Here is a 21,363-nt window from a genome sequence, read left to right as displayed (position 1 = left end):
CTTTGTCTGGAGGAGAATCCGCCAGCTTATCGGAAACGCAATGCTGCAACAACAACGACGTCAGACGATCTTCTGGCGGTCCGCGATCAGCGCTTCGTAGGTAAGATTCTGCAGCATCAGGTAGTGCGCATGGTCGAGGTCGATAAACTGCAGCCCGTACGAGAACAGCGGCGGCAGGTTCGGTCCCGGCGCCTTGGCTGTGCCGGCATTGCGGATGATGGCCTTTGTCGTAATCATGACCTCGCGATTGCCGGGCTGCGTGATCAGCGTGAACTTCAGCGCAACTTCGCCCGTATCCTGAGCCAGCTGTTGTGCGGTCTCCACCAGCGCGCCCGACACGCTCAGGTTGACGATAAAGACGCGCTGCTCGATCTCCGCGCTGCCCTTGAGCTGCGCGGGAATGTCGACCTTGACGCGCATGGCCGTGCGCAGGTTCGTGCCCTGGATCTGGTCGGGGAACGTCACATGGGCGTAATACAGCGGACGCTGGAACACGCGCTGCACGACGCACGAGAACGAACACACGTTCACGCCGGAGAACACACGCAACGTCAGCTTGTCGCCCTCGTTCAGCGCGATGGGTGCGCCGTTCTCGAACGGGATCTTGACGATCAGGTACTCATCGCGCACCCAGCCGATCACGCTGGAAAAGTGCTGGATGGGCTTCAGGGTCCGGTGCGTAATGAACTGCACCCGGCCGCCCACCTGCAGGTTCATCTGTTCGAATTCATAGACCCGGGGAGCGCTGTCGCCCGCGGACGCACTGCTAGCCATCGTTGCTCTTTCCACTGCAGAGAAACGATCATTATAGCTGTGGCAATGACCAAGTCTCGGGAATGATGCCTGGAATGTAACGGTTGTTTGCAAGGCGTATCAACCGCCCAACGTGACTTGACTGCATCCTTGGCGACAAGATATTGGTTAACGTTTCCCCGTCAAGGTGGACATCACGATGGCTCCGCTTCGGTGGCGTCACATGAACCATCAGCTTGTCGAAGACCAGTCCCCGCTTTTTCCACCATGCTTCTCCCGCACCCGGATCTCGCTCATGACCATGCCCCGGTCGACGGCCTTGCACATGTCGTACACCGTCAGCAGGCCCACCTGGACCGCGGTGAGCGCCTCCATCTCCACCCCGGTCTTGCCATACGTCTCCACCTGCGCCCGGCAGTGGACGGCCGACGCGGCCTCATCGGTCTCGAAGTCCACGGTCACGCGCGTCAGCGCGAGGGGGTGGCACAGCGGGACGAGGTCGCTGGTGCGCTTGGCGCCCATGATGGCGGCGATGCGGGCGATGCCCAGGACGTCGCCCTTCTTGGCGCTTCCCGATAAAATGATGGCGAGCGTTTCCGGCTTCATGCGGATCGTGCCCGTGGCAACGGCGATGCGGTGGGTTTCGGCCTTGGCGCCGACGTCGACCATGTGAGCCTGGCCGGTGGTGTCGAAGTGGGTGAGCTGGTCGGACATGCGTGTATTCTTTTGGGTAATGCCGCCTGGTGGCGAGCGTGTAGAGAACAGGTATCATAGCACCGTGAATGCGACCCAATTCCCCCGCCGTCTCGTGGCGCTGGCAGCAGCGCTGCTGATTGCCGCCCCCGTCACGCCGGCGCAAACCGCGCTGGCGCCGGCCCATGTGCCGAACCTGCCGAGCCTCGGCGATACGTCGCGCGAGGCGCTGTCTCCCATCACCGAGCGCAAGCTGGGCGAGGAGATCATGCGCGACATCCGCTTCGATCATGATTACCTCGACGACCCTCCCATCATCGAGTACCTGAACGCGCTGGGCAATACGCTGGTCACGGCGCGGCCCGGGGCGCGCGGCGAGGCGAACTACGATTACTTCTTCTTCTGCGTGCGCGATCCGATGCTGAACGCGTTCGCGCTGCCGGGCGGCTTCATCGGCGTCCACTCCGGGCTGCTGCTGGCGGCGCAGACGGAGTCGGAGCTGGCGTCCGTGCTGTCGCACGAGATCGGCCACGTGGCGCAGCGGCATATCGCGCGCCAGCTGGGCGAACAGAAAACGGATGCGCTGATTCCGCTGGCGGCGATGATCCTGGCGGCGCTGGCGGCGAAAAACAATCCCGATGCGGCGATGGGCGTCATGATGGGCGGGCAGGGCGTCGCGATCCAGCGTCAGCTCAATTTCGGGCGCGATGCCGAGCGCGAAGCGGATCGCATCGGTTTCCAGATCATGGGCGCGGCCGGCTACGAGACCAACGGCATGGTGGCGTTCTTCCAGCGGTTGCAGTCGGCCACGCGCAACTACAGCGACCTGGTGCCGGCCTATCTTCAAAGCCACCCGCTGACGACCGAGCGGATTGCCGACATCCAGGCGCGCATCCGCGAGCAGCCGTACCGCCAGCGCGTCGACGCGCTGGACTTCTTCCTCGTCCGCGCGCGTGCCCGCGTGTTGCAGGATACGTCCAGCAAGGGCCTGGCGGAAACGGAAGAGTTCCTGCGCAACCAGCTGGAGCAGCCGAGCCGGCACCAGATTGCATCGGCCCAGTACGGCATGGCGATCCTGGCGCTGAAGCGGCGCGATTACGCCGGCGCGCAGACGTGGCTGGACAAGGCCGCCGCCACGATCCACCGTCCGCCTGCCGCAGGCGCGTTCAGCTCGCCGCTGCCGAAAGGGATCGCGGACAGCGTGCTGGCGTACACGTCGCTAGAGATCAAGGTGGACCAGGAGGACAAGCCGGCCATCATCGCGCAGGCCATCCGCGAAGGCGAGGCGGCGCATGCCAAGTTCCCGCTGTCGCGCGGCATCGTCTGGCAGTATGCCGACGCGCTGATCAAGGGCGGCAAGCCCGAACAGGCGGAGCGCTTCCTGCGCGACCAGTTGCAGATGTACCGCAGCGAACCGGAACTGCAGGACCTGCTGGCGCAGGCGTATTCGAAGATGGGCAAGATCGCGCTGCAGCATATCGCGCTGGCCGAATCCTATGCGCTGCTGGGCGGCACGCAGGCGGCGCTGGACCAGCTGGAGCTGGCCCGCAAGTCGCGCGATGCGTCGTTCTACGAGCAGGCCGTCATCGATGCGCGCGAGCGCGAATGGCAGGCCAAGCGGCGCGAGGCGATGGGCGAGAAAGGCAAGGACAAGGGGGCGGGATTTGCCGTCACGGGCAGCGTCAAGGCAACCACCGTGCAGGAGGAGCAGGAGCCCGTCGATCCGTCGTGCCGGGGCATGCTGGCCAATTCGCCGCGCTGTGCCGATGGCCGGTTCGGCACGCCGCGCGCGACGCCGTGGAGCCAGGCGCCCGCCGCAGGAACTACGCCCCGGCGGTAGGGGCGTCGACGGTCACGCCCGTCGGCACCCGCACAAACCCCAGCCGCACCGGCGCATCGTCGCGGCCGATGTGCTCGACATTGATCTGGTTGCCCGCGAGGCGCATCGTCAGCTCGGCCTCCGGCCGTTCGATCCATTTCAGCAGCGCCTCGCCATCCACGTCGAACCACGCCAGCGCCTGCGCAAAGTCGCGGTCGTCCAGCTGCGCGACGATGTCGCCGGCCTGCAGGATCAGCTCGCCGGCTTCCGTCAGGTACGCCGCTTCCACCGGCGGCATCGACGCCCCCGTGTGCAGCACGAGTCCCTGGGCCGGATCCGTCCGTACCACGAACGGTGTGCTTTCCAGGTTCAGAAACACCCGCTGCGGACCGTTCTGGAAGAACCAGCAACCGCGCTCGTCGCGCTGGTAGTTGCGGTTGATGAAGCCGACCAGCGCCGCGTTCGTCAGCTTGTCGCCCGGTTCGTTCATCTGCTGCGCCCGCTCGTCGCGCATGCGCCAGTTGCCGCGTGCGTCCAGCGCCAGCCAGCCGTAGCAGTGCGGCACGTTCGGCCATTTGGCCATTGCCTGTTTTACGATATCGTCCATGGTTCAAGCATCGCACAGCGCGGCCTTTTGTGGCGCGCCGATGCTGTTGTCTCCCTCCAGGAAATGGATCATGCGGCGTGGCAGCCAGGCCAGGCTGCCGGGAGGGCGGCCCGTGGCAAAGCCGACATGGCCGCCCTCCGCCGGGTAATCGAGCACCACGTGGGAGGACGCCGCCTGCGGCAGATACCGGCCGGGCAGAAACGGGTCGTTGCGGGCGTTCAGCACCAGTGTCGGTACCGTGATGTCCTCCAGCACGTGCCTGGCGCTGGCGCGGTCCCAGTAGTCCTCGACATTGCGGTAGCCGTGCAGCGGCGCCGTGACGATATTGTCGAAGGTGTAAAGGTCCGATGCGGCGTGCATGGCATCGAGGTCGAACAGCCCGGGGAACTGCCGCAGCTTGGCCGCGCACTTCGGTTTCAGCGTCTGCAGGAACATGCGCTGGTAGACGCGGTTGAACCCGCGGCCCAGCGCTTCGCCGCCGCGCGCGAGATCGAGCGGGGCGGAGACGGCAACGGCGGCATCGACGAATTGCGCCGAGTGCTGGGATTCGCCCAGCCAGCGCAGCAGCACGTTGCCGCCCAGCGAGACGCCGCAGGCGTAGAACTTGCCTGTCGCCAGCGGACGCAGGCGGCGTAGCATCCAGTCCGCTTCCTGGGCGTCGCCGGAGTGGTAAAAGCGCGGCGCCAGGTTCGGCTCGCCCGAGCAGCCGCGGAAATGGGGGATCGCGCCGGACCAGCCGCGCGCCATCAGCTCGGCCCCAGCGCACGGCAGTAATGGCTGTCCGACGACCCTTCCAGCCCATGGAACAGCACGACAAACGGCGCACCGGGCTGGCCGTCAACGAAATCCACATCGACGAAATCGCCGTCCGGCGTCTGCCAGCGCTCACGGCGGAAGGCCACGGCCGGCTTGGGGATGCACTTGGCGGGGTAGATCGTCTGGAAGTGGCCATTGGGCAGCCACAGCGGCGCGGTGTAGTTCATGGGGAAGAATGTTGCCAGAAAACCGGTGACAGGCTCCAGTTTCGGAAAATGGAGCCTGTCACCGGTTTTTTTCAGTGCAGCACCGTCGAGTGGGCTTCGGACGGGACCGGGCCTGGCGCGGTCGAGACGTGATGCAGCACCATGCGCCAGCCTTTCGGCGTTTTCATATAGACGTTGGTGGCGATCAGGTGGTGCGGTTCACCCTGCGAGGACGTCGAGCCCTGGACCACCGTGTGGACGGCGCTCATCAGGTTGTGCGTTTCGTGCAGTTGCGATGGGCGGCCCGGCAGGCCACCGTGTTCCAGCAGCATCGTCCACGATTCCCGGATGGCGCGGTGGCCGATCAGGCGGGCACCGCCCGGGTGGACGCAGACGATTTCCTCGTCATCGGCCCACAGTGCCATCAGCGCCTCGACGTCGGCGCGGTTGAGCGCGTCGTAGAACGCGGCTTCGACTTCCGCAGGGCTGCCGTTCAGTTGTTTCTTCTTCATCTCAGCCTCGCGAAAGACGTGCGAACGATCTTCGCCGGATCAGTGGTGATGAACGGCCGAGCCTGGCTTGATGCGGTACGCGGTGCCGCAGTACGGGCATTTGGCTTCACCGTTGGCGGCGAAATCCAGGAACACGCGGGGGTGCCCCGACCACAGCGGCATGGCCGGGTTCGGGCAGAATGCCGGCAGGTCCTTACCTTCGAGTTCGACTGGCGTGGTGGCGTTGCTCATCTTGTAGATGCTCCGGAGTTCAAAAAGCACGATTTTAACGGATTCGGACAGGGCCCAGCATTCGCCGCTAAAATGGCGGCCTTATTTGCCTGACCGGCACCCGACAATTCGCCTCCCCCGGTTCCGGCGCCAGGAAACGGAGGGGCTTTCGCCACGCGCGCCACGAAGCCGTGTGGTGCGAATACCACAAGACTGCAGATGAACAAAGCAAGCGACGTCGTCACCCCTGACCCCGCCGCCTGGCGCGATGGCGTCCGGACCGGTATTCCCACCTTGTTCGGCATCGGCGCCTGGGGCCTTGTTGTCGGCGTCGCCATGATCAAGTCCGGCCTGACGCTGCCGCAGGCGCTCGGCATGACGTTGCTGGTGTTTGCCGGCTCGGCCCAGCTGGCGTCGCTGCCGCTGATCGCGGCCGGCGCGCCGATCTGGGTGATCTTTACGACCGGGCTCGTCGTCAACCTGCGCTTCGTCATCTTTTCCGCGTTGCTCGCGCCGCACTTCCGGATGTTGCCGTGGTACCAGCGTCTGCACCTGGGCTTCGTGTCCGGCGACATTTCCATCGCACTTTTCCTGCAACGCTATCCCGACCCCGCGCCTTCGAAAGGCAAGTTGTCGTACCTGAAGGGATTGTTGTATCCCAACTGGGCGTCGTGGCAGATCGGCTCCATTGCCGGTATTTTCCTCGGCAACGTCGTGCCGGCGGAGTGGGGGCTGGGTTTTGCCGGCACGCTGGCCATCCTGTGCGTGATGGTGCCCATGGTGGCGAGCCGGCCAGCGCTGTGCGGCGTGCTCGTGGCCGGCGGCGTCTCCGTGCTGGCTGCCGGGCTGCCTTATAAACTGGGATTGCTGGCCGCCGTGCTGGTCGGCATGTTCACGGCCATGGCCGTCGAGGAACTGGGCGACAGGTTCGCCGCCGCGAAAGGGCAGCCATGAGCGACCTGGAAATCTGGATCGTCATCGTCGCGCTGGCCGTCTCGACGGCGATTACCCGCAGCGGCTTCTGGCTGGTGGGCCACCGGGTGACGATCCCCCGCCGCGTGAATGAAATGCTGCGTTATGCGCCGTCGTGCGCGCTGGCCGCCATCATCGGCCCGGACCTGCTGCTGGAGCCGGAATCCTTACAGGTGACGCTGCTGAACGGCAAACTGCTGGCGGGCATCGCCTCGGTGGGCTGGTATCTGTGGCGCCGCAATATGCTGGAAACCATCGTGTTCGGCATGCTGTTCTTTACGGCGCTGAGACTGTTGCATTTGTTCTAATGGACAGGCTGGCAAGGGCGCCCTTGCGGTAAAATAGCAGTCTTTCTATCACTTGTCCTTTGGGAAACCATGCAAGCTGTTCTGAACTTCACTCGCCTCGACGATCTGATCGCGCAAAACGCGCTGCAAGGCAAGCGGGTCTTTATCCGCGCCGACCTCAATGTGCCGCAGGACGATGCCGGCAACATTACCGAAGACACCCGCATCCGCGCTTCCGTGCCTGCCATCCAGGCAGCGGTCAAAGCCGGTGCCAGGGTGATGGTCACGTCCCACCTGGGGCGCCCGACGGAAGGCGAGTTCAAGCCGGAAGACAGCCTGGCGCCCGTCGCGGCCCGCCTGGCCGAGCTGCTGGGCCAGCCGGTCGAACTGAAACAGAACTGGACCGACGGCACCGGCCTGGAAAACCTGCAGAGTGGTCAGGTCGTGCTGCTGGAAAACGTGCGCGTCAACAAGGGCGAGAAAAAGAACACGGACGAGCTGGCGCAGAAGATGGCCAGGCTGTGCGACGTCTACGTCAACGACGCGTTCGGCACCGCGCACCGCGCCGAAGCGTCCACGCACGGCATCGCCAAATTCGCACCGGTCGCCGCCGCCGGTCCGCTGCTGGCCGCTGAACTGGATGCACTGGGCAAGGCGCTGGGCGCCCCGGCGCGTCCGCTGCTGGCCATCGTGGCTGGCTCGAAAGTGTCGTCCAAGCTGTCGATCCTGAAGTCGCTGGCCGACAAGGTCGACAACCTGGTCGTCGGCGGCGGCATTGCCAATACGTTCATGCTGGCTGCCGGCCTGAAGATCGGCAAGTCGCTGGCCGAGCCGGATCTGGTGGAAGAAGCCCGGGCGATCATCGACATGATGGCCAAGCGTGGCGCGCAGGTGCCGATCCCGACGGATGTCGTCTGCGCCAAGGAGTTCTCGCCAACGACCACCGCAACCGTCAAGAAGGTGGCGGACGTGGCCGACGACGACATGATCCTGGACATCGGTCCGGAAACGGCGCAACACCTGGCCGAGCAGATCGCCAGGGCCGGTACGATCGTCTGGAACGGCCCGGTCGGCGTGTTCGAGTTCGACCAGTTCGGCAACGGCACGAAGACGCTGGCGCTGGCGATTGCCGACTCGAAGGGCTTCTCGATCGCGGGTGGCGGCGACACGCTGGCAGCGATTGCAAAATACGCCATTACCGATAAAATTGGTTATATCTCGACCGGCGGCGGCGCCTTCCTGGAATTCCTCGAAGGCAAAACCTTGCCGGCGGTGGAAGTGCTCGTCCAACGAGCTGCCAAGTAACATACCCGCAGCGACAGGGCGCAGCGACGTAGTCCACAGCTACAGCGCTGCGCTTTTTCACTTCATCTACCGTTCAAGGAACCTTCAATGTCCCGTGGCACCAAAATCGTCGCAACCATCGGCCCCGCTTCCACCGACCTCAATGTGCTGACCAAAATGATCCGCGCCGGCGTGGACGTGGTGCGGCTGAACTTCTCGCACGGCAAGGCACAGGATCACATCGATCGCGCCAACTTGGTGCGGCAGGCAGCGGCGGAATGCGGGCGCGAAGTGGCCATCATGGCCGACATGCAGGGTCCGAAGATCCGCGTAGGCAAATTTGAAGAAGGCAAGATCAATCTGGTCAACGGCGACAAGTTCATCCTGGACTCGAAGTGGGGCGAGAACGGCGAGCTGGGCAACCAGGAACGCGTCGGCCTGGACTATAAAAACCTGCCGAACGACCTGCGGCCGAAAGACGTGCTGTTGCTTAACGACGGCCTGATCGTGCTGGTCGTCGACCGCATTGCCGGCAGCGAAATCCACACGACGGTCAAGATCGGTGGCGAGCTGTCCAACAACAAGGGCATCAACCGCCAGGGCGGCGGCCTGACGGCGCCGGCACTGACGGCCAAGGACATGGAAGACATCAAGACGGCCATGAGCTTCCAGGCTGACTATCTGGCCATCTCGTTCCCGAAAAACGCCACCGACATGGAAATGGCGCGCCAACTGGCGAACATTGCCGGCGAACCGTACGGCCACAAGCCGCAGATGATCGCCAAGATCGAGCGCGCCGAAGCGATTCCGGCGCTGCAGGAAATCCTGAACGCGTCGGACGGCATCATGGTCGCCCGTGGCGACCTGGCTGTCGAAGTGGGCAACGCCGCCGTGCCGGCGCTGCAGAAGCGCATGATCCGCATGGCGCGCGAATCGAACAAGATCGCCATCACCGCCACGCAGATGATGGAATCGATGATCTTCAATGCCGTACCCACGCGCGCGGAAGTGTCCGACGTGGCCAATGCCGTGCTGGACGGCACCGATGCCGTCATGGCGTCGGCCGAAACCGCTTCCGGCCGTTATCCGATCGAGACGGTGGAAATGATGGCCGCCGTCTGCGTGGAAGCCGAGCAATCCGAATACAACAAGCTGGACGCCGATTTCCTCAACGTCCGTTTCACGCGCATCGACCAGTCGATCGCCTACGGTGCCCTGTTCACGGCCCACCACCTGCGCGTCAAGGCGATCGTTGCCCTGACCGAATCCGGTTCCACCGCGCTGTGGATGAGCCGTCACAATATCGACACCCCGATCTTCGCGCTGACCCCCAGCGTCACCACGCAGCGCAAGGCTTCGCTGTACCGCAACGTGCGCGCGCATTATCTGGTGCAGCAGGGCTCCAGTCGCGAAGTGCTGAAGCAGACCGAGGATCTGCTGGTCGAGCATGGCATCGCCAGGAAGGGCGACATGATCGTCGTCACGTGGGGCGAGCCGATGGGGCAGGTCGGCGGCACCAACGCGCTGAAGATCGTCAAGGTGGGCGAGTTCAGCTAGGCGCGCCAAGGCGGTTACCCAGCTTCCGGCGGGCGCCCGGCCACGAGCTGCGCAGCCCGCCACACAGGTTTTTATTTGATTGGAGTATTACCATGTCCCTCGTATCCATGCGTCAGCTGCTGGACCATGCCGCCGAACACGGCTATGGCTTGCCGGCTTTTAACGTCAACAACCTGGAACAAGTGCAGGCCATCATGGCTGCCGCCGACGCCGTCAACAGCCCGGTGATCATGCAGGCGTCCGCTGGCGCCCGCAAATATGCCGGCGAAGCGTTCCTGCGCCACCTGATCGACGCGGCCATTGAAGCGTATCCGCACATCCCTGTCGTCATGCACCAGGATCACGGCCAGTCGCCGGCGGTCTGCATGGCCGCGATCCGCTCCGGCTTCTCCTCCGTCATGATGGACGGTTCGCTGGAGGCGGACGGCAAGTCGGTCGCGTCGTACGACTACAACGTGGAAGTGTCGCGTGAAGTGGTGAAGTTCTCGCACGCCATCGGCGTGACCGTCGAAGCGGAACTCGGCGTGCTGGGCTCGCTTGAAACGATGAAGGGCGACAAGGAAGACGGCCACGGCGCCGAAGGCACGATGACGCGCGAACAGCTGCTGACGGACGTGGCGCAAGCGGCCGACTTCGTCGAGCGCACCGGGTGCGACGCGCTGGCCATCGCCATCGGCACCTCGCACGGCGCCTACAAATTCACGCGCAAGCCAACGGGCGACATCCTGGCGATCGACCGCATCAAGGAAATCCACGCGCGCATCCCCAACACCCACCTGGTGATGCACGGTTCGTCGTCGGTGCCTCAGGAACTGCTGGCCATCATCCGTGAATTCGGTGGCGACATGAAGGAAACCTACGGCGTGCCTGTCGAGGAAATCCAGGAAGGCATCCGTCACGGCGTGCGCAAGATCAACATCGACACCGACATCCGCCTGGCGATGACGGCGGCGGTGCGCAAGTACATGTTCCAGAACCCGTCGAAGTTCGATCCGCGCGACTTCCTGAAGCCGGCCCGTCTGGCGGCCGAAGAAGTCGTCAAGGCCCGTTTCCTGGCGTTCGGCTGCGAAGGCCGCGCCTCGCAGATCAAGCCGATTCCGCTGGAAAAAATGGCAGAACGTTACAAGGCCGGTGAACTGGCCCAGATTGTGAAGTAAAATCCTGTCTGGAACGGGGCGGCGTGCCGCCCCGGACTCACTCGACCGGCGAGCGGGTTTTCCCTCTCGCCGGTTTTCGTTTTTAGGTTTTCGTTTTCATTAAGCGTAAGACATTTCCCCTCCATGAAAAGCCTTCACCAGTCCTCCATCCAGTCCCTGCCCCTGCTCGGCCACGGTAAAGTCCGCGACAATTACGCTGTCGGCGACGACAAGATCCTGATCGTCACGACCGACCGCCTGTCGGCCTTCGACGTTGTGATGAACGAACCGATCCCCGGCAAGGGCATGGTCTTGAACCAGATGAGCGATTTCTGGTTTGAAAAGCTCGGCCACATCGTGCCGAACCACCTGACCGGCATCGCGCCCGAGTCCGTGGTGGCAGCCGACGAAGTGGAGCAGGTGAAGGGCCGCGCCGTCGTGGCCAAGCGCCTGAAGCCGATCATGGTGGAAGCCGTCGTGCGCGGCTACATCATCGGCTCCGGCTGGAAGGATTACCAGGAAACCGGCAAGATCTGCGGCATCGACCTGCCGGCCGGCCTGCGCCAGGCCGAAAAGCTGCCGGAACCGCTGTTCACGCCGGCGGCAAAAGCGGACCTGGGCGAGCACGACGAGAACATCAGCTTTGCCGACATGGAAAGCCGCATCGGCGCCGAACTGGCCGCCAGAATGCGCGAAGTGAGCATCCAGCTGTACAAGACGGCGGCCGAATACGCGGCCACGCGCGGCATCATCATTGCCGACACGAAGTTCGAATTCGGCCTCGATGAAAACGGCGTCATGCACCTGATGGACGAAGTGCTGACGGCCGATTCGTCGCGCTTCTGGCCCGCCGATTCGTACGCGCCGGGCATGTCGCCGCCGTCGTTCGACAAGCAGTTCGTGCGCGACTACCTGGAAACGCTGACGGAGTGGAAGAAGACGCCACCGGCGCCAACGCTGCCGCAGGAAGTCATCGACAAGACCCAGGCCAAGTATTTCGAAGCGATCGAACGCCTGACGGGCGAGAAGCTGAAGGTCTGAGATGGCCGATCACAACAAGCCGCTCGTCGGCGTCATCATGGGTTCCAGTTCCGACTGGGACGTGATGCAGAATGCCGTCGCCATCCTGAAGCAGTTCGGCGTGCCGTTCGAAGCGCAGGTGATCTCGGCGCACCGCATGCCGGACGAAATGTTCACGTACGCGGAAACAGCGCGTGCCCGTGGGCTGCGCGCGATCATCGCCGGTGCGGGCGGGGCCGCGCACCTGCCCGGCATGGTGGCGGCGAAAACCATCGTGCCCGTGCTGGGCGTGCCGGTGCCGTCGAAATACCTGCGCGGCGAGGATTCGCTGCTGTCGATCGTGCAGATGCCCAAGGGCGTGCCCGTGTCGACGTTCGCCATCGGCGAAGCCGGTGCCGCCAATGCGGCGCTGACGGCGGTGGCGATCATCGCCGCCACGGACGACGCGCTGGCCGACCAGCTCGAAGCCTTCCGTTCCCAACAGACCGCGGCCGCCAAGGCCATGATTTTGCCGGTTGATTAAATGAGCGATCCGAAGTCAGCAGTACAGGGCGGCATCGATTTTGCCGCGCTGGCCGAACCGCAATTCCTCCCCGCCGTGCCCGCCGCCAATCCGCCCGTGTGGCTGGGCGTGATGGGCGGCGGCCAGCTGGGCCGCATGTTCGCCCAGGCCGCCCAGGAGATGGGCTACCAGGTCGCCGTGCTGGAACCGGCCGCCGATTGCCCGGCCGGCCAGGTCGCACAGCGCCTGATCAATGCCGGCTACACGGACGGCGCCGCGCTCGATGAACTGGTGGCGCAGTGCGCCGCCGTCACGACCGAATTCGAGAACGTCCCTGCGGACAGCCTGGCACGGCTGGCGCAGCAGATCTTTGTCGCGCCCAACGCCGCGGGCGTGTCGGTGGCGCAGGACCGCATCGCCGAGAAAGCGTTCTTTGTCGGCTGCGCGGAAAAATCCGGGGTGCTGCCCGCGCCGCACAAGATCATCGCGACGCAGGCGGACATCGACGCCATCGGCGACGACCTGCTGCCCGGCATTCTGAAAACGGTGCGCATGGGCTACGACGGCAAGGGGCAAGTGCGCGTGCAGTCCCGCGAAGACGTGCGCGCCGCGTTCGAGGCGATGGGGCAGGTCACGTGCCTGCTGGAGAAAATGCTGCCGCTGGCGTATGAAATTTCCGTGCTGACGGCGCGCGGCGTGGACGGCAAATCCGTCGTCTACCCGATTGCCGAAAACGTGCACCGTGACGGCATCCTGTTTACGACCACCGTGCCGGGCCCGAACGTGTCAGTCGAGTGCGCGCAGAAGGCGCAGGCCGCGGCAACGGCGTTTGTCGCCGAGCTGGGCTACGTTGGCGTGCTGTGCGTTGAATTTTTTGTGCTGACGGACGGCACGCTGGTCGTCAACGAAATGGCGCCGCGCCCGCACAACAGCGGCCATTACACGATGGACGCGTGCATCACGAGCCAGTTCGCGCAGCAGGTGCGGGCGATGGCACGGCTGCCGCTGGGCGATTGTCGTCAGCATTCCCCGGCCGTCATGCTCAACATCCTGGGCGACGTCTGGTTCGATGGCGAGACGTACCGCGAGCCAGCCTGGGACCAGGTCGCCGCGCTGCCGGGCGCCTGCCTGCACCTGTACGGCAAGGACGATCCACGGCCGGGCCGCAAGATGGGCCACGTGACGTTTGTCGCGCATACGCTCGATGACGCGCAGCGCCAGCTGGCGTCGGCCTGTGCCATTCTGGGGATCGCGTTGTGAGCACGCAGGTGAGCGCAATCGAGCAGGCGGCGCGCAAGCTGGAAGCGGGCGGTCTGGTCGCGTTCCCGACCGAGACCGTGTACGGGCTGGGTGCGGATGCGGAAAACCCGGTGGCCGTCGCCAGCATCTATGCGGCCAAGGGCCGGCCGAACGACCATCCCGTCATCGTCCACCTGGCGCCCGGTGCCGACCTCGATTACTGGGCGTCCGCCATTCCCGATGAAGCGCGCCGGCTGGTGGCCGCTTTCTGGCCCGGTCCGCTGACACTGATCCTGAAGCGCCACGCGCATATTCCCGACGCGGTGTCCGGCGGCCAGGACACGGTCGGCCTGCGCTGCCCGTCCCACCCCGTGGCGATGGCGCTGCTGTCCGCATTCAAGGGCGGCAAGGGCGGCGTGGCGGCGCCGTCGGCCAACAAGTTCGGCAACGTCAGCCCGACGGCCGCGCAGCACGTACAGGATGAATTCGACGCATCAGCCGGCATCACCGTGCTGGACGGCGGCTCCAGCCAGGTCGGCATCGAGTCGACCATTCTGGACCTGTCGCGCCTGGACACCCACGGCCCCGTGCTGCTGCGCCCGGGACACATCGGCGCGGCGCAGATCGCTGCCGTGATCGGCGCCATGCCGGTCGCGCCGGATGCGAGCGCGCCACGTGCGTCAGGCACGCTGGAGTCGCACTACGCGCCCAAGGCGCCCGTCGCATTGCTGTCCGGCGACCAGGTAGCGGGCGTGTTGAACGCGCTGGCCGACAAGGGCCGTCGCGTTGCGCTGATCCATTATTCGCCGCTGTTGACGCGCGCCAGCGCCCAGCATCCGCTGCCGGAAGACCCGGCCGGCTACGCCCATGGCATCTACGCCGCCCTGCGCGCGATGGACGGGACGGACGCCGAACTCATCCTCGTCGAATCGCCACCGCAGGACGACAGCTGGCTGGGCATCAACGACCGCCTGCGCCGCGCCGCACACGGCGCACACGGCACCATCGATCGCCTGCTTGCCTGATTTCCGCACGCCGAGATTGAGCTGAACTCGTGTCCCCCAGGGTGGGCACGAGCTCGGCATTCTTTACCCGGTGCATTCTTTCGCTGTGCCAGCGCATCCTGCATTGCAATCCACGCACAACTGTTGTTTTTGCAAACGTGTCCTTGTGCAGCGGCGTTTATCGCTGGCATATTAGTCGGATTGCGAATGAGCAGGTTGTTCGTATGCATAACATGAATACACAGGAGACAAGATGCGTCCTACCAAAGCAGCCCTTGCCATCGTCTTTGCTGCCATCCTGGCCGGTTGCGGCGGCAACAGCGGAGATCCGCAGCCCGGTGCCCAGATCAACCGCGTCAAGTTTGCCTCGCAGGTGACGTTTGGCGACAGCCTGTCCGATGTCGGCTCGTACAACGTCGGCCCGATCAAGGCCCTGGGTGGCGGCAAGTTCACCATCAACGGCAACAACACGGCCGTCAATCCCGAACTGACGGGCAAGAACTGGACGGAACTGATGGCGGCGCAGTTCCAGCTGCCGGCACCGTGCGCGGCGCAGACGGGCCTGGACGGCGATCCCGCACTGGGCTTTGCCGTGCCCGTGACGAACCATCCGGAATGCTTCGGTTATGCGCAGGGCGGGGCGCGCGTCACCAATCCGATTGGCGCCGGCCACAAGGCCACCGGCAGCGCCGTCGGCGCCCTGACGGTGCCCGTGGTCACGCAGGTGGCAAATCACCTGGCCCGCGTGGGCGGCAGGTTCAAGGGCGACGAGGTCGTGTTTGTCATGGCCGGCGGTAACGACGTGCTGGTCAGCCTCGGCGGCCTGCAGGCCGCCGCCACGGCCGCGGGTACCGTGGCGGGCAAGGCCGCATTCACGACGGGCCTGGCAACCCAGCTGGCCGGCGGCGCCACCAATCCTGCAACGGCCGCGCAGGCGATCGCGCAGGCGATGGCGAACGCGGCCGCCCAGCCCGGCAGTACCGATGCGCTGGTCGTGCAGGCAGCCGTCGGAGCGGCCGTGCGCGCCGGTTACACGGCTGCGGCGTCGCAGGCGGTCTACGGTCCGATGGTCGAGAAGGCGCAGCAGGATGCCGCCGCCGCAGGTGCCAAGGCCGGCGCCGACTATGCCGCCGCCCAGGGACCGGCCCTGGTGGCCGCGCTGGCTACGGCGGGTGCCGAACTGGCCGCGCTGGTGAAGACGCAAATCGTCGGCAACGGTGCCAACTATGTCGTCGTCAACAACCTGCCGGATGTGGCGACAACGCCATCCGCACTCGGCAAGGATGCAGCCACGCGCGCGCTGATCGACAAGATGGTGCAGGCATTCAATGCCCAGCTCAATGCCACGCTGGCCGGCGAAGCAAAGGTGCTGATCGTCGACGTGTACGCCGTCAGCCACGATCAGGCAACCAATCCGGGTCCCTACGGCCTGACCAATGTCAGCGAACCGGCCTGCGACCTGAAATCGGCGGGGAACCCGCTGGGCAGCTCGCTCGGTTGCACGGCCGCCAGCCTGAAGCCGGGCGACGTCAGCCATTACTCGTTCGCCGACGAAGTGCATCCAACGCCGTTCAACAACCTGCTGCTGGCGCGCTACGTGTCGCGCTCGATGGTCACGAAAGGCTGGCTGTAAGCGCCCCACAACCAGGAGACAAGATGAATCAATCCCTGCACACGGCAGCACGGCTGCTGGTCCTTGCTGCCGCCCTGGGCGCGGCGGCCGGCGCATCGGCCCAGGCCAAGGGCGACTGGACCGTCAAGGTCGGCGTCAACAGGATCGACCCGAAAGTGGAAAGCGGCGATGTCGGCGCGCCCGCGCTGCCCGGCACCAGGGCCGACGTGGGACCGGACACGAAACCCATCCTCAATATCGGCTACTTCATCACGGACAATATCGCCGCCGAGCTGGATCTGGGCGCGCCGTACCGCCACGACCTGTTCGGCGCAGGCGCGATCGCGGGCACGGGCAAGCTGGGCACGGCGGACGTGCTGCCGCCCACGCTGTTTGCGCAGTACCGCTTCTTCGGCAAGGATGCCGTGTTCCGCCCCTACGTGGGGCTGGGCGTCACGTACGCCTATTTCCGACGCGAGCGCGGCTCCGCGCAGCTGACGTCGGTGCTGAACACGGGCGGTGCGCCGTCGACGTTCTCGCTGAAGGCCAAGGGGGCCATCAGCGCCCAGGTCGGCGCCAGCTTGCGCCTCAATGAACGGTGGTCGATCGACGGCGGGGTCATCAAGACGAAGCTGAAAACGGTAGCCTCGTATTCCACGGGACAGACCCAGGCGATCCGCCTCGACCCGGTCGCGGTGAACATCGGCCTGACGTTCAGGTTCTGAGTGTCCTGGCGGCTGCCTTTGCCAAGGAGCTCAGCTGGCGCCTGCAAAATTGCTCCACGCAAACGTGCGCCCTGAGGCGGCTTGCTATACTCGCGACATGAGCGCCCCCGTCCCCGTCATTTCCCCCGCATCCACACCGGCATTCCTTAGCGAGGGTGGACAGATGGGTGCGCGGATGCGCGCATATGACTGGGCGGCTTCGCCGCTGGGCACTCCGGGCGACTGGCCGGCGTCGCTGCGTGCCGTCGTCGGCTTGCTGCTCAATTCGAAGTTTCCGATGTTCCTGGCCTGGGGGCCGCAGCTGACTTTCCTGTACAACGACTCGTACGCGGAGGTGTTGGGCGACAAGCATCCCACGGCACTGGGCCGGCCGTTCCAGCAGGTATGGGCGGAAATCTGGGATGACCTGTGGCCAAGCGCCAATGAAGCGCTGCACGGCCGCGCCACATTCCACGAAGACCTGCCGCTGCTGATGAACCGCAAGGGGTTCATGGAACAGACATGGTTTACGTTCTCCTACTCGCCGGTGTACGACGAGGCGGGTGCCGTGGCAGGGATGTTTTGCGCTTGTACGGAAACTACCGAGCGCATCCTCACCGCCCGCCACCGCGCCGAGGAAATCGAACGCATGCGCCAACTGTTCCAGGAAGCGCCCGGTATCCTGGCAGTCCTGCGCAGCCCCAGCCACGTGTTCGAGATCGCCAACGACGCCTATCTGAAGCTGATCGGCCGGACTGACGTGGTAGGCCGCAACGTCGCGGACGTGCTGCCGGAGGTGCGCGACCAGGGCTTCGTCCGGCTGCTGGACGAAGTGTTCGCGAGTGGCGAAGCCCACGTGGGCTGGGAGATGCCGATTCTGTTGCGGCGCCAGCCGGATGCACCGCTGGAAGAGCGCTTCGTCAGCTTCATCTTCCAGCCCATCCGGGATCATCGCGGCGTCGTGTCGGGCATCTTTGTCGAGGGCAGCGACGTCACGGACGCCGTGCTGGCCATGCGTGCGCTGAGCGAAAGCGAGCTGCGGCTGCGCCAGCTGGCCAACACGATCCCGCAGCTGGCATGGATGGCCACGCCTGATGGCCTGCTGCACTGGTGGAACGACCGCTGGTTCGAATACACGGGCGCATCGCCGGCCGAGGCGCAGAACGAAGGCTGGCGCAACGTCGTCCACCCGGACGATATCGCTCCACTGCTGGCCCGCTGGCAGCGCTCGTTGCCCGACGGCGACCCGTACGAGTCGACGGCCCGGCTGCGCAGTGCCAGCGGTGAGTACCGCAGCTTCCTGATCGTGGCGGCACCGCTGCGCGACGCGAACGGCACGATTGTCCAGTGGTTCGGCACGAATACGGACGTGACGCCGATCGAGCAGGCCCAGCAGGAGCTGATGGATGCCAACCGCCGCAAGGATGAGTTCCTGGCCATGCTGGCGCACGAGCTGCGCAATCCGCTGGCGCCGATCTCGACAGCAGCCGAGCTGCTGCGTCTCGGTGTACTGGACGATGCCAAGGTGCGCCAGACCAGCGGCGTGATCGCGCGCCAGGTCGACCATATGACCAAGCTCGTCGACGACCTGCTGGACGTGTCGCGCGTCACACGCGGGTTGGTAACGCTGCGGCGTGAACTTCTCGACTTTAATGCCGTAGCCACCGAGGCGGTGGAGCAGTCCGGTACCTTGCTGGATGCAAAACAGCACCGTCTGACGGTACGGCTGCCGGAGCACGCACCGCTCGTGCATGGCGACCGCACGCGGCTGATCCAGGTGCTGTCGAACCTGCTGAACAACGCCGCCCGCTATTCGCCGTCCGGCAGCGACGTTGCCCTGACGGTCGAGGCGGACGAGCACGAAGTGCGGGCCATCGTCGCCGACCGCGGCATAGGCATCACGCCAGCGCTGCTGCCGCACGTGTTCGACCTGTTCACGCAGGCGGAACGCTCGCCGGACCGCTCCCAGGGCGGCCTGGGGCTGGGCCTGGCGCTGGTCAAGAGCATGGTGGAGCTGCATGGCGGCCACGCCGATGCGCACAGCAACGGCGCGGGGCAGGGCAGCTGCTTCACGATCACCCTGCCACGTGCGCGCGGCACGCAGGCTGCCGCCTCGCCGGCACCGGCACGCCATCCGAGCGCCGGCACGAAGCAGACGCGACTGATGGTGGTGGACGACAACGTCGATGCCGCCCAGACGCTGGCGCTGCTGCTGGAGACAGCCGGCTATGCCACGACGGTCGTAGCGGGCGGACCGGAAGCGCTGCAGGCGGTCACACAGCAGCCGCCGGCGCTGATGTTTGTCGACATCGGCCTGCCGGGCATGGATGGCTATGAACTGGTGCGGCGCCTGCGCGCCTTGCCGGGCACGGCGCAGGCGCGCATCGTGGCCGTGACCGGATACGGGCAGCCGTCGGACCGGGCGCGGGCGCTGGACGCGGGTTTTGACGAGCACCTCGTCAAGCCGGTACAGGCGCGGGCCGTGTATGAAATCCTGAGCCGGCTGGCCGGCGTGGTGCCCGCAGCATTGGAGTGAACGTCGGGACTGGCACCCTGGGTGCCAGTCCCTGGTTGCTTGTTCTTACTGGAAAGCCTGGATACCGGTCTGGGCGCGGCCGAGGATCAGCGCGTGGATGTCGTGCGTGCCTTCGTACGTGTTAACCACTTCCAGGTTCACCATGTGGCGGATGATGCCGAACTCGTCGGAGATGCCGTTACCGCCCAGCATATCGCGCGCGACACGGGCCACCTCCAGCGCCTTGCCGCAGGAATTACGCTTCATCATCGACGTGATCTCGACGGCGGCCGTGCCTGCATCCTTCATGCGGCCAAGCTGCAGGCAGCCTTGCAGGCCCAGCGTGATTTCCGTCTGCATGTCCGCCAGCTTTTTCTGCACCAGCTGGTTCGCCGCCAGCGGACGGCCGAATTGCTTGCGGTCCAGCACGTACTGGCGTGCCGTGTGCCAGCAGCTTTCCGCAGCGCCCAGCGCGCCCCAGGCGATGCCGTAGCGGGCCGAGTTCAGGCAGGTGAACGGACCCTTCAGGCCGCGCACGTCCGGGAAGGCGTTTTCTTCCGGGCAGAACACGTTGTCCATGACGATCTCGCCGGTGACGGACGAGCGCAGGCCGAACTTGCCGTGGATGGCGGGCGCGGACAGGCCCTGCATGCCTTTTTCCAGCACGAAGCCGCGGATGGCGCCTTCGTCGTCCTTGGCCCAGACGACAAACACGTCAGCGACGGGCGAATTGGTGATCCACATCTTCGAGCCCGTCAGTGCGTAGCCGCCCGGCACCTTTTTGGCGCGGGTGATCATCGAGCCCGGATCGGAGCCGTGGTTCGGTTCGGTCAGGCCGAAGCAGCCGATCCATTCGCCGGTCGCCAGCTTCGGCAGATACTTCTGGCGCTGGGCCTCGGTGCCGAATTCATGGATCGGCACCATCACCAGCGACGATTGCACGCTCATCATCGAACGGTAGCCGGAATCGATGCGCTCGACTTCACGCGCGATCAGGCCGTACGCCACGTAGTTCAGGCCCGGGCCGCCATACTGCTCGGGAATCGTCGGGCCCAGCAGGCCCAGCTCGCCCATTTCACGGAAGATCGACGTGTCCATGCGCTCATGCCGGAAGGCTTCCAGGATGCGTGGCGCCAGCTTGTCCTGGCAGTAGGCCGCAGCGGCGTCGCGCACCATGCGTTCCTCGTCGGTCAGCTGTTCGTTCAGCAGCAGGGGGTCGTCCCAGTGGAACTGCGCGCGGGCTTGGCTCATCGTGTCTCTCTCTCGTTGTGGTTTCGGTTCCCTCGCATTCTAAATGGGCAACCTGCGCCAGGCTTTTGAAATGGCGACACCAATTTGCGCTTTTCCGCAGCGCTTCAGATAGGCGTGTGCAGCCCGCCCAGTTTGCCGTCGTGGAACACCAGCGGTTCACGTGGGGCGAATGCGCAATGCTCGACTTCGCCGACGAAGATGACGTGGTCGCCTTCCGGGTAGCGGCTGCGGTTATGGCATTCGAACCAGGCCGAGCAGTCCTTGATGACGGGCTGGCCCGTGCGCGACAGCTCGAATTCGACCTGCGTGAACGGATCGGTCCCGCGGCTGGAAAACAGCCGCGCCATATGGGCCTGGTCGGCCGACAATACATTGATGACGTAGTGCGAGTTGCCGCTGAAGATGGGCATGCTGTTCGCGGCCGTACGCAGGCTCCACAGCACCAGCGGCGGGTCGAGCGAGACGGAGTTGAAGGAGCTGGCGGTGAGGCCGCGGAACGTGCCGTCGGCCAGCCGTGTCGTGATCACGGTAACGCCCGTCGCAAACTGCGACAGCGCCTGGCGAAAATGCGCGCTGTCGAACTGTGCATTGTTGCGGGGGGAGCTGGTATTCATCGGAGGCCTTGTTTTTCCGCCATTATGCCAAAGTTTAGGCAGCGGGGCCGGCGTGCTGCGGACGCGGTAGCACGACGCGGTGTGAAAATCGGAGAGATTGTTGTCGGTCC

20 protein-coding genes and 1 pseudogene are annotated in these 21,363 nt (G+C 65.1%); 13 read left to right on the top strand and 8 right to left on the bottom strand.

Going from position 1 to position 21,363, the window contains the following annotated elements; genetic code table 11:
- Nucleotides 1–60: 60 nt before the first annotated feature.
- Nucleotides 61–774 carry a flagellar brake protein gene (locus E1742_RS13405; protein ID WP_134385424.1) on the bottom strand — a complete coding sequence of 238 codons (714 nt, stop codon included), beginning with the start codon at nt 772–774 and terminating at the stop codon, nt 61–63.
- Nucleotides 775–984: 210 nt separating this feature from the next.
- A complete protein-coding gene (gene moaC / locus E1742_RS13400) occupies nt 985–1,467 on the bottom strand; it encodes a cyclic pyranopterin monophosphate synthase MoaC (protein WP_134385423.1) in 483 nt (160 codons plus the stop codon).
- 19 nt (nt 1,468–1,486) lie between these two features.
- Between moaC and E1742_RS13395 the strand changes: the two genes are divergently transcribed.
- On the top strand, nt 1,487–3,286 hold the full coding sequence (locus tag E1742_RS13395) for a beta-barrel assembly-enhancing protease (RefSeq protein ID WP_134388159.1): 1,800 nt from the start codon (nt 1,487–1,489) through the stop codon (nt 3,284–3,286).
- Here the strand turns inward: E1742_RS13395 and E1742_RS13390 are convergent.
- From E1742_RS13390 to E1742_RS13375, 4 genes and pseudogenes are all read right to left on the bottom strand, one after another.
- On the bottom strand, nt 3,270–3,872 hold the full coding sequence (locus tag E1742_RS13390; RefSeq protein ID WP_134385422.1) for a DUF2946 family protein: 603 nt from the start codon (nt 3,870–3,872) through the stop codon (nt 3,270–3,272). The genes E1742_RS13395 and E1742_RS13390 overlap by 17 nt on opposite strands.
- A 3-nt stretch (nt 3,873–3,875) precedes the next feature.
- Nucleotides 3,876–4,855 (bottom strand): annotated as a pseudogene (locus tag E1742_RS13385) (YheT family hydrolase).
- 71 nt (nt 4,856–4,926) lie between these two features.
- Nucleotides 4,927–5,346, bottom strand: a complete 420-nt coding sequence (locus E1742_RS13380) for a YybH family protein (RefSeq protein ID WP_134385421.1) — start codon at nt 5,344–5,346, stop codon at nt 4,927–4,929.
- 39 nt (nt 5,347–5,385) lie between these two features.
- Nucleotides 5,386–5,577 (bottom strand): zinc-finger domain-containing protein, encoded by a 192-nt coding sequence (locus E1742_RS13375; RefSeq protein ID WP_134385420.1) that lies wholly within the window; start codon nt 5,575–5,577, stop codon nt 5,386–5,388.
- A 198-nt stretch (nt 5,578–5,775) separates the two neighbouring features.
- On the opposite strand from E1742_RS13375, the gene E1742_RS13370 reads away from it, so the two are divergent.
- From E1742_RS13370 to E1742_RS13315, 12 genes are all read left to right on the top strand, one after another.
- Entirely contained in the window at nt 5,776–6,510 is a 735-nt protein-coding gene (locus E1742_RS13370) for an AzlC family ABC transporter permease (RefSeq protein WP_134385419.1), read from the top strand.
- Nucleotides 6,507–6,836: an AzlD domain-containing protein gene (locus tag E1742_RS13365; protein WP_134385418.1), complete on the top strand. Its 330-nt coding sequence runs from the start codon at nt 6,507–6,509 to the stop codon at nt 6,834–6,836. Before E1742_RS13370 ends, E1742_RS13365 begins: the two co-directional genes overlap by 4 nt.
- Before the next feature lie 69 nt (nt 6,837–6,905).
- The gene (locus tag E1742_RS13360; protein ID WP_134385417.1) at nt 6,906–8,120 is read left to right on the top strand and encodes a phosphoglycerate kinase; all 1,215 of its coding nucleotides are present in this window, start codon (nt 6,906–6,908) and stop codon (nt 8,118–8,120) included.
- An 87-nt stretch (nt 8,121–8,207) separates the two neighbouring features.
- The gene (pyk, locus tag E1742_RS13355) at nt 8,208–9,656 is read left to right on the top strand and encodes a pyruvate kinase (protein WP_134385416.1); all 1,449 of its coding nucleotides are present in this window, start codon (nt 8,208–8,210) and stop codon (nt 9,654–9,656) included.
- A 92-nt stretch (nt 9,657–9,748) separates the two neighbouring features.
- The gene (gene fba, locus E1742_RS13350; protein WP_134385415.1) at nt 9,749–10,813 is read left to right on the top strand and encodes a class II fructose-bisphosphate aldolase; all 1,065 of its coding nucleotides are present in this window, start codon (nt 9,749–9,751) and stop codon (nt 10,811–10,813) included.
- A 123-nt stretch (nt 10,814–10,936) separates the two neighbouring features.
- Nucleotides 10,937–11,833, top strand: coding sequence for a phosphoribosylaminoimidazolesuccinocarboxamide synthase (locus tag E1742_RS13345; RefSeq protein WP_134385414.1), 897 nt, complete (start codon nt 10,937–10,939; stop codon nt 11,831–11,833).
- A 1-nt stretch (nt 11,834) separates the two neighbouring features.
- On the top strand, nt 11,835–12,335 hold the full coding sequence (purE, locus tag E1742_RS13340) for a 5-(carboxyamino)imidazole ribonucleotide mutase (RefSeq protein WP_134385413.1): 501 nt from the start codon (nt 11,835–11,837) through the stop codon (nt 12,333–12,335).
- Nucleotides 12,336–13,574 carry a 5-(carboxyamino)imidazole ribonucleotide synthase gene (locus E1742_RS13335; RefSeq protein WP_134385412.1) on the top strand — a complete coding sequence of 413 codons (1,239 nt, stop codon included), beginning with the start codon at nt 12,336–12,338 and terminating at the stop codon, nt 13,572–13,574.
- Nucleotides 13,571–14,578 carry an L-threonylcarbamoyladenylate synthase gene (locus tag E1742_RS13330; protein WP_134385411.1) on the top strand — a complete coding sequence of 336 codons (1,008 nt, stop codon included), beginning with the start codon at nt 13,571–13,573 and terminating at the stop codon, nt 14,576–14,578. The genes E1742_RS13335 and E1742_RS13330 overlap by 4 nt, the downstream gene beginning before the upstream one ends.
- A 232-nt stretch (nt 14,579–14,810) precedes the next feature.
- Nucleotides 14,811–16,190, top strand: coding sequence for an SGNH/GDSL hydrolase family protein (locus E1742_RS13325; protein WP_134385410.1), 1,380 nt, complete (start codon nt 14,811–14,813; stop codon nt 16,188–16,190).
- A gap of 23 nt (nt 16,191–16,213) precedes the next feature.
- Nucleotides 16,214–16,894 (top strand): OmpW/AlkL family protein, encoded by a 681-nt coding sequence (locus E1742_RS13320; protein WP_134385409.1) that lies wholly within the window; start codon nt 16,214–16,216, stop codon nt 16,892–16,894.
- 175 nt (nt 16,895–17,069) lie between these two features.
- Nucleotides 17,070–19,409, top strand: coding sequence for a hybrid sensor histidine kinase/response regulator (locus E1742_RS13315; protein ID WP_166793480.1), 2,340 nt, complete (start codon nt 17,070–17,072; stop codon nt 19,407–19,409).
- 45 nt (nt 19,410–19,454) lie between these two features.
- Here the strand turns inward: E1742_RS13315 and E1742_RS13310 are convergent, their stop codons facing one another.
- Together E1742_RS13310 and E1742_RS13305 are read right to left on the bottom strand one after the other, a co-directional pair.
- Complete coding sequence (locus E1742_RS13310; protein WP_134385407.1) at nt 19,455–20,639, bottom strand: acyl-CoA dehydrogenase; 1,185 nt, start codon at nt 20,637–20,639, stop codon at nt 19,455–19,457.
- Between the two features lie 104 nt (nt 20,640–20,743).
- Entirely contained in the window at nt 20,744–21,253 is a 510-nt protein-coding gene (locus tag E1742_RS13305; RefSeq protein WP_134385406.1) for a flavin reductase family protein, read from the bottom strand.
- Nucleotides 21,254–21,363: the final 110 nt, after the last annotated feature.

The sequence above is a fragment of the Pseudoduganella plicata genome (assembly GCF_004421005.1).
Lineage (GTDB): Bacteria > Pseudomonadota > Gammaproteobacteria > Burkholderiales > Burkholderiaceae_D > Rugamonas > Rugamonas plicata.
This window is presented reverse-complemented; position numbering and strand designations above follow the sequence as displayed.

Excerpts from the sequence above, each read along its gene's own strand:
- E1742_RS13405 (WP_134385424.1), bottom strand. The coding sequence starts at position 774 with ATGGCTAGCAGTGCGTCCGCGGGCGACAGCGCTCCCCGGGTCTATGAA.
- moaC (WP_134385423.1), bottom strand. The coding sequence starts at position 1,467 with ATGTCCGACCAGCTCACCCACTTCGACACCACCGGCCAGGCTCACATG.
- E1742_RS13395 (WP_134388159.1), top strand. The coding sequence starts at position 1,487 with ATGCCGCCTGGTGGCGAGCGTGTAGAGAACAGGTATCATAGCACCGTG.
- E1742_RS13390 (WP_134385422.1), bottom strand. The coding sequence starts at position 3,872 with ATGGACGATATCGTAAAACAGGCAATGGCCAAATGGCCGAACGTGCCG.
- E1742_RS13380 (WP_134385421.1), bottom strand. The coding sequence starts at position 5,346 with ATGAAGAAGAAACAACTGAACGGCAGCCCTGCGGAAGTCGAAGCCGCG.
- E1742_RS13375 (WP_134385420.1), bottom strand. The coding sequence starts at position 5,577 with ATGAGCAACGCCACCACGCCAGTCGAACTCGAAGGTAAGGACCTGCCG.
- E1742_RS13370 (WP_134385419.1), top strand. The coding sequence starts at position 5,776 with ATGAACAAAGCAAGCGACGTCGTCACCCCTGACCCCGCCGCCTGGCGC.
- E1742_RS13365 (WP_134385418.1), top strand. The coding sequence starts at position 6,507 with ATGAGCGACCTGGAAATCTGGATCGTCATCGTCGCGCTGGCCGTCTCG.
- E1742_RS13360 (WP_134385417.1), top strand. The coding sequence starts at position 6,906 with ATGCAAGCTGTTCTGAACTTCACTCGCCTCGACGATCTGATCGCGCAA.
- pyk (WP_134385416.1), top strand. The coding sequence starts at position 8,208 with ATGTCCCGTGGCACCAAAATCGTCGCAACCATCGGCCCCGCTTCCACC.
- fba (WP_134385415.1), top strand. The coding sequence starts at position 9,749 with ATGTCCCTCGTATCCATGCGTCAGCTGCTGGACCATGCCGCCGAACAC.
- E1742_RS13345 (WP_134385414.1), top strand. The coding sequence starts at position 10,937 with ATGAAAAGCCTTCACCAGTCCTCCATCCAGTCCCTGCCCCTGCTCGGC.
- purE (WP_134385413.1), top strand. The coding sequence starts at position 11,835 with ATGGCCGATCACAACAAGCCGCTCGTCGGCGTCATCATGGGTTCCAGT.
- E1742_RS13335 (WP_134385412.1), top strand. The coding sequence starts at position 12,336 with ATGAGCGATCCGAAGTCAGCAGTACAGGGCGGCATCGATTTTGCCGCG.
- E1742_RS13325 (WP_134385410.1), top strand. The coding sequence starts at position 14,811 with ATGCGTCCTACCAAAGCAGCCCTTGCCATCGTCTTTGCTGCCATCCTG.
- E1742_RS13320 (WP_134385409.1), top strand. The coding sequence starts at position 16,214 with ATGAATCAATCCCTGCACACGGCAGCACGGCTGCTGGTCCTTGCTGCC.
- E1742_RS13315 (WP_166793480.1), top strand. The coding sequence starts at position 17,070 with ATGCGCGCATATGACTGGGCGGCTTCGCCGCTGGGCACTCCGGGCGAC.
- E1742_RS13310 (WP_134385407.1), bottom strand. The coding sequence starts at position 20,639 with ATGAGCCAAGCCCGCGCGCAGTTCCACTGGGACGACCCCCTGCTGCTG.
- E1742_RS13305 (WP_134385406.1), bottom strand. The coding sequence starts at position 21,253 with ATGAATACCAGCTCCCCCCGCAACAATGCACAGTTCGACAGCGCGCAT.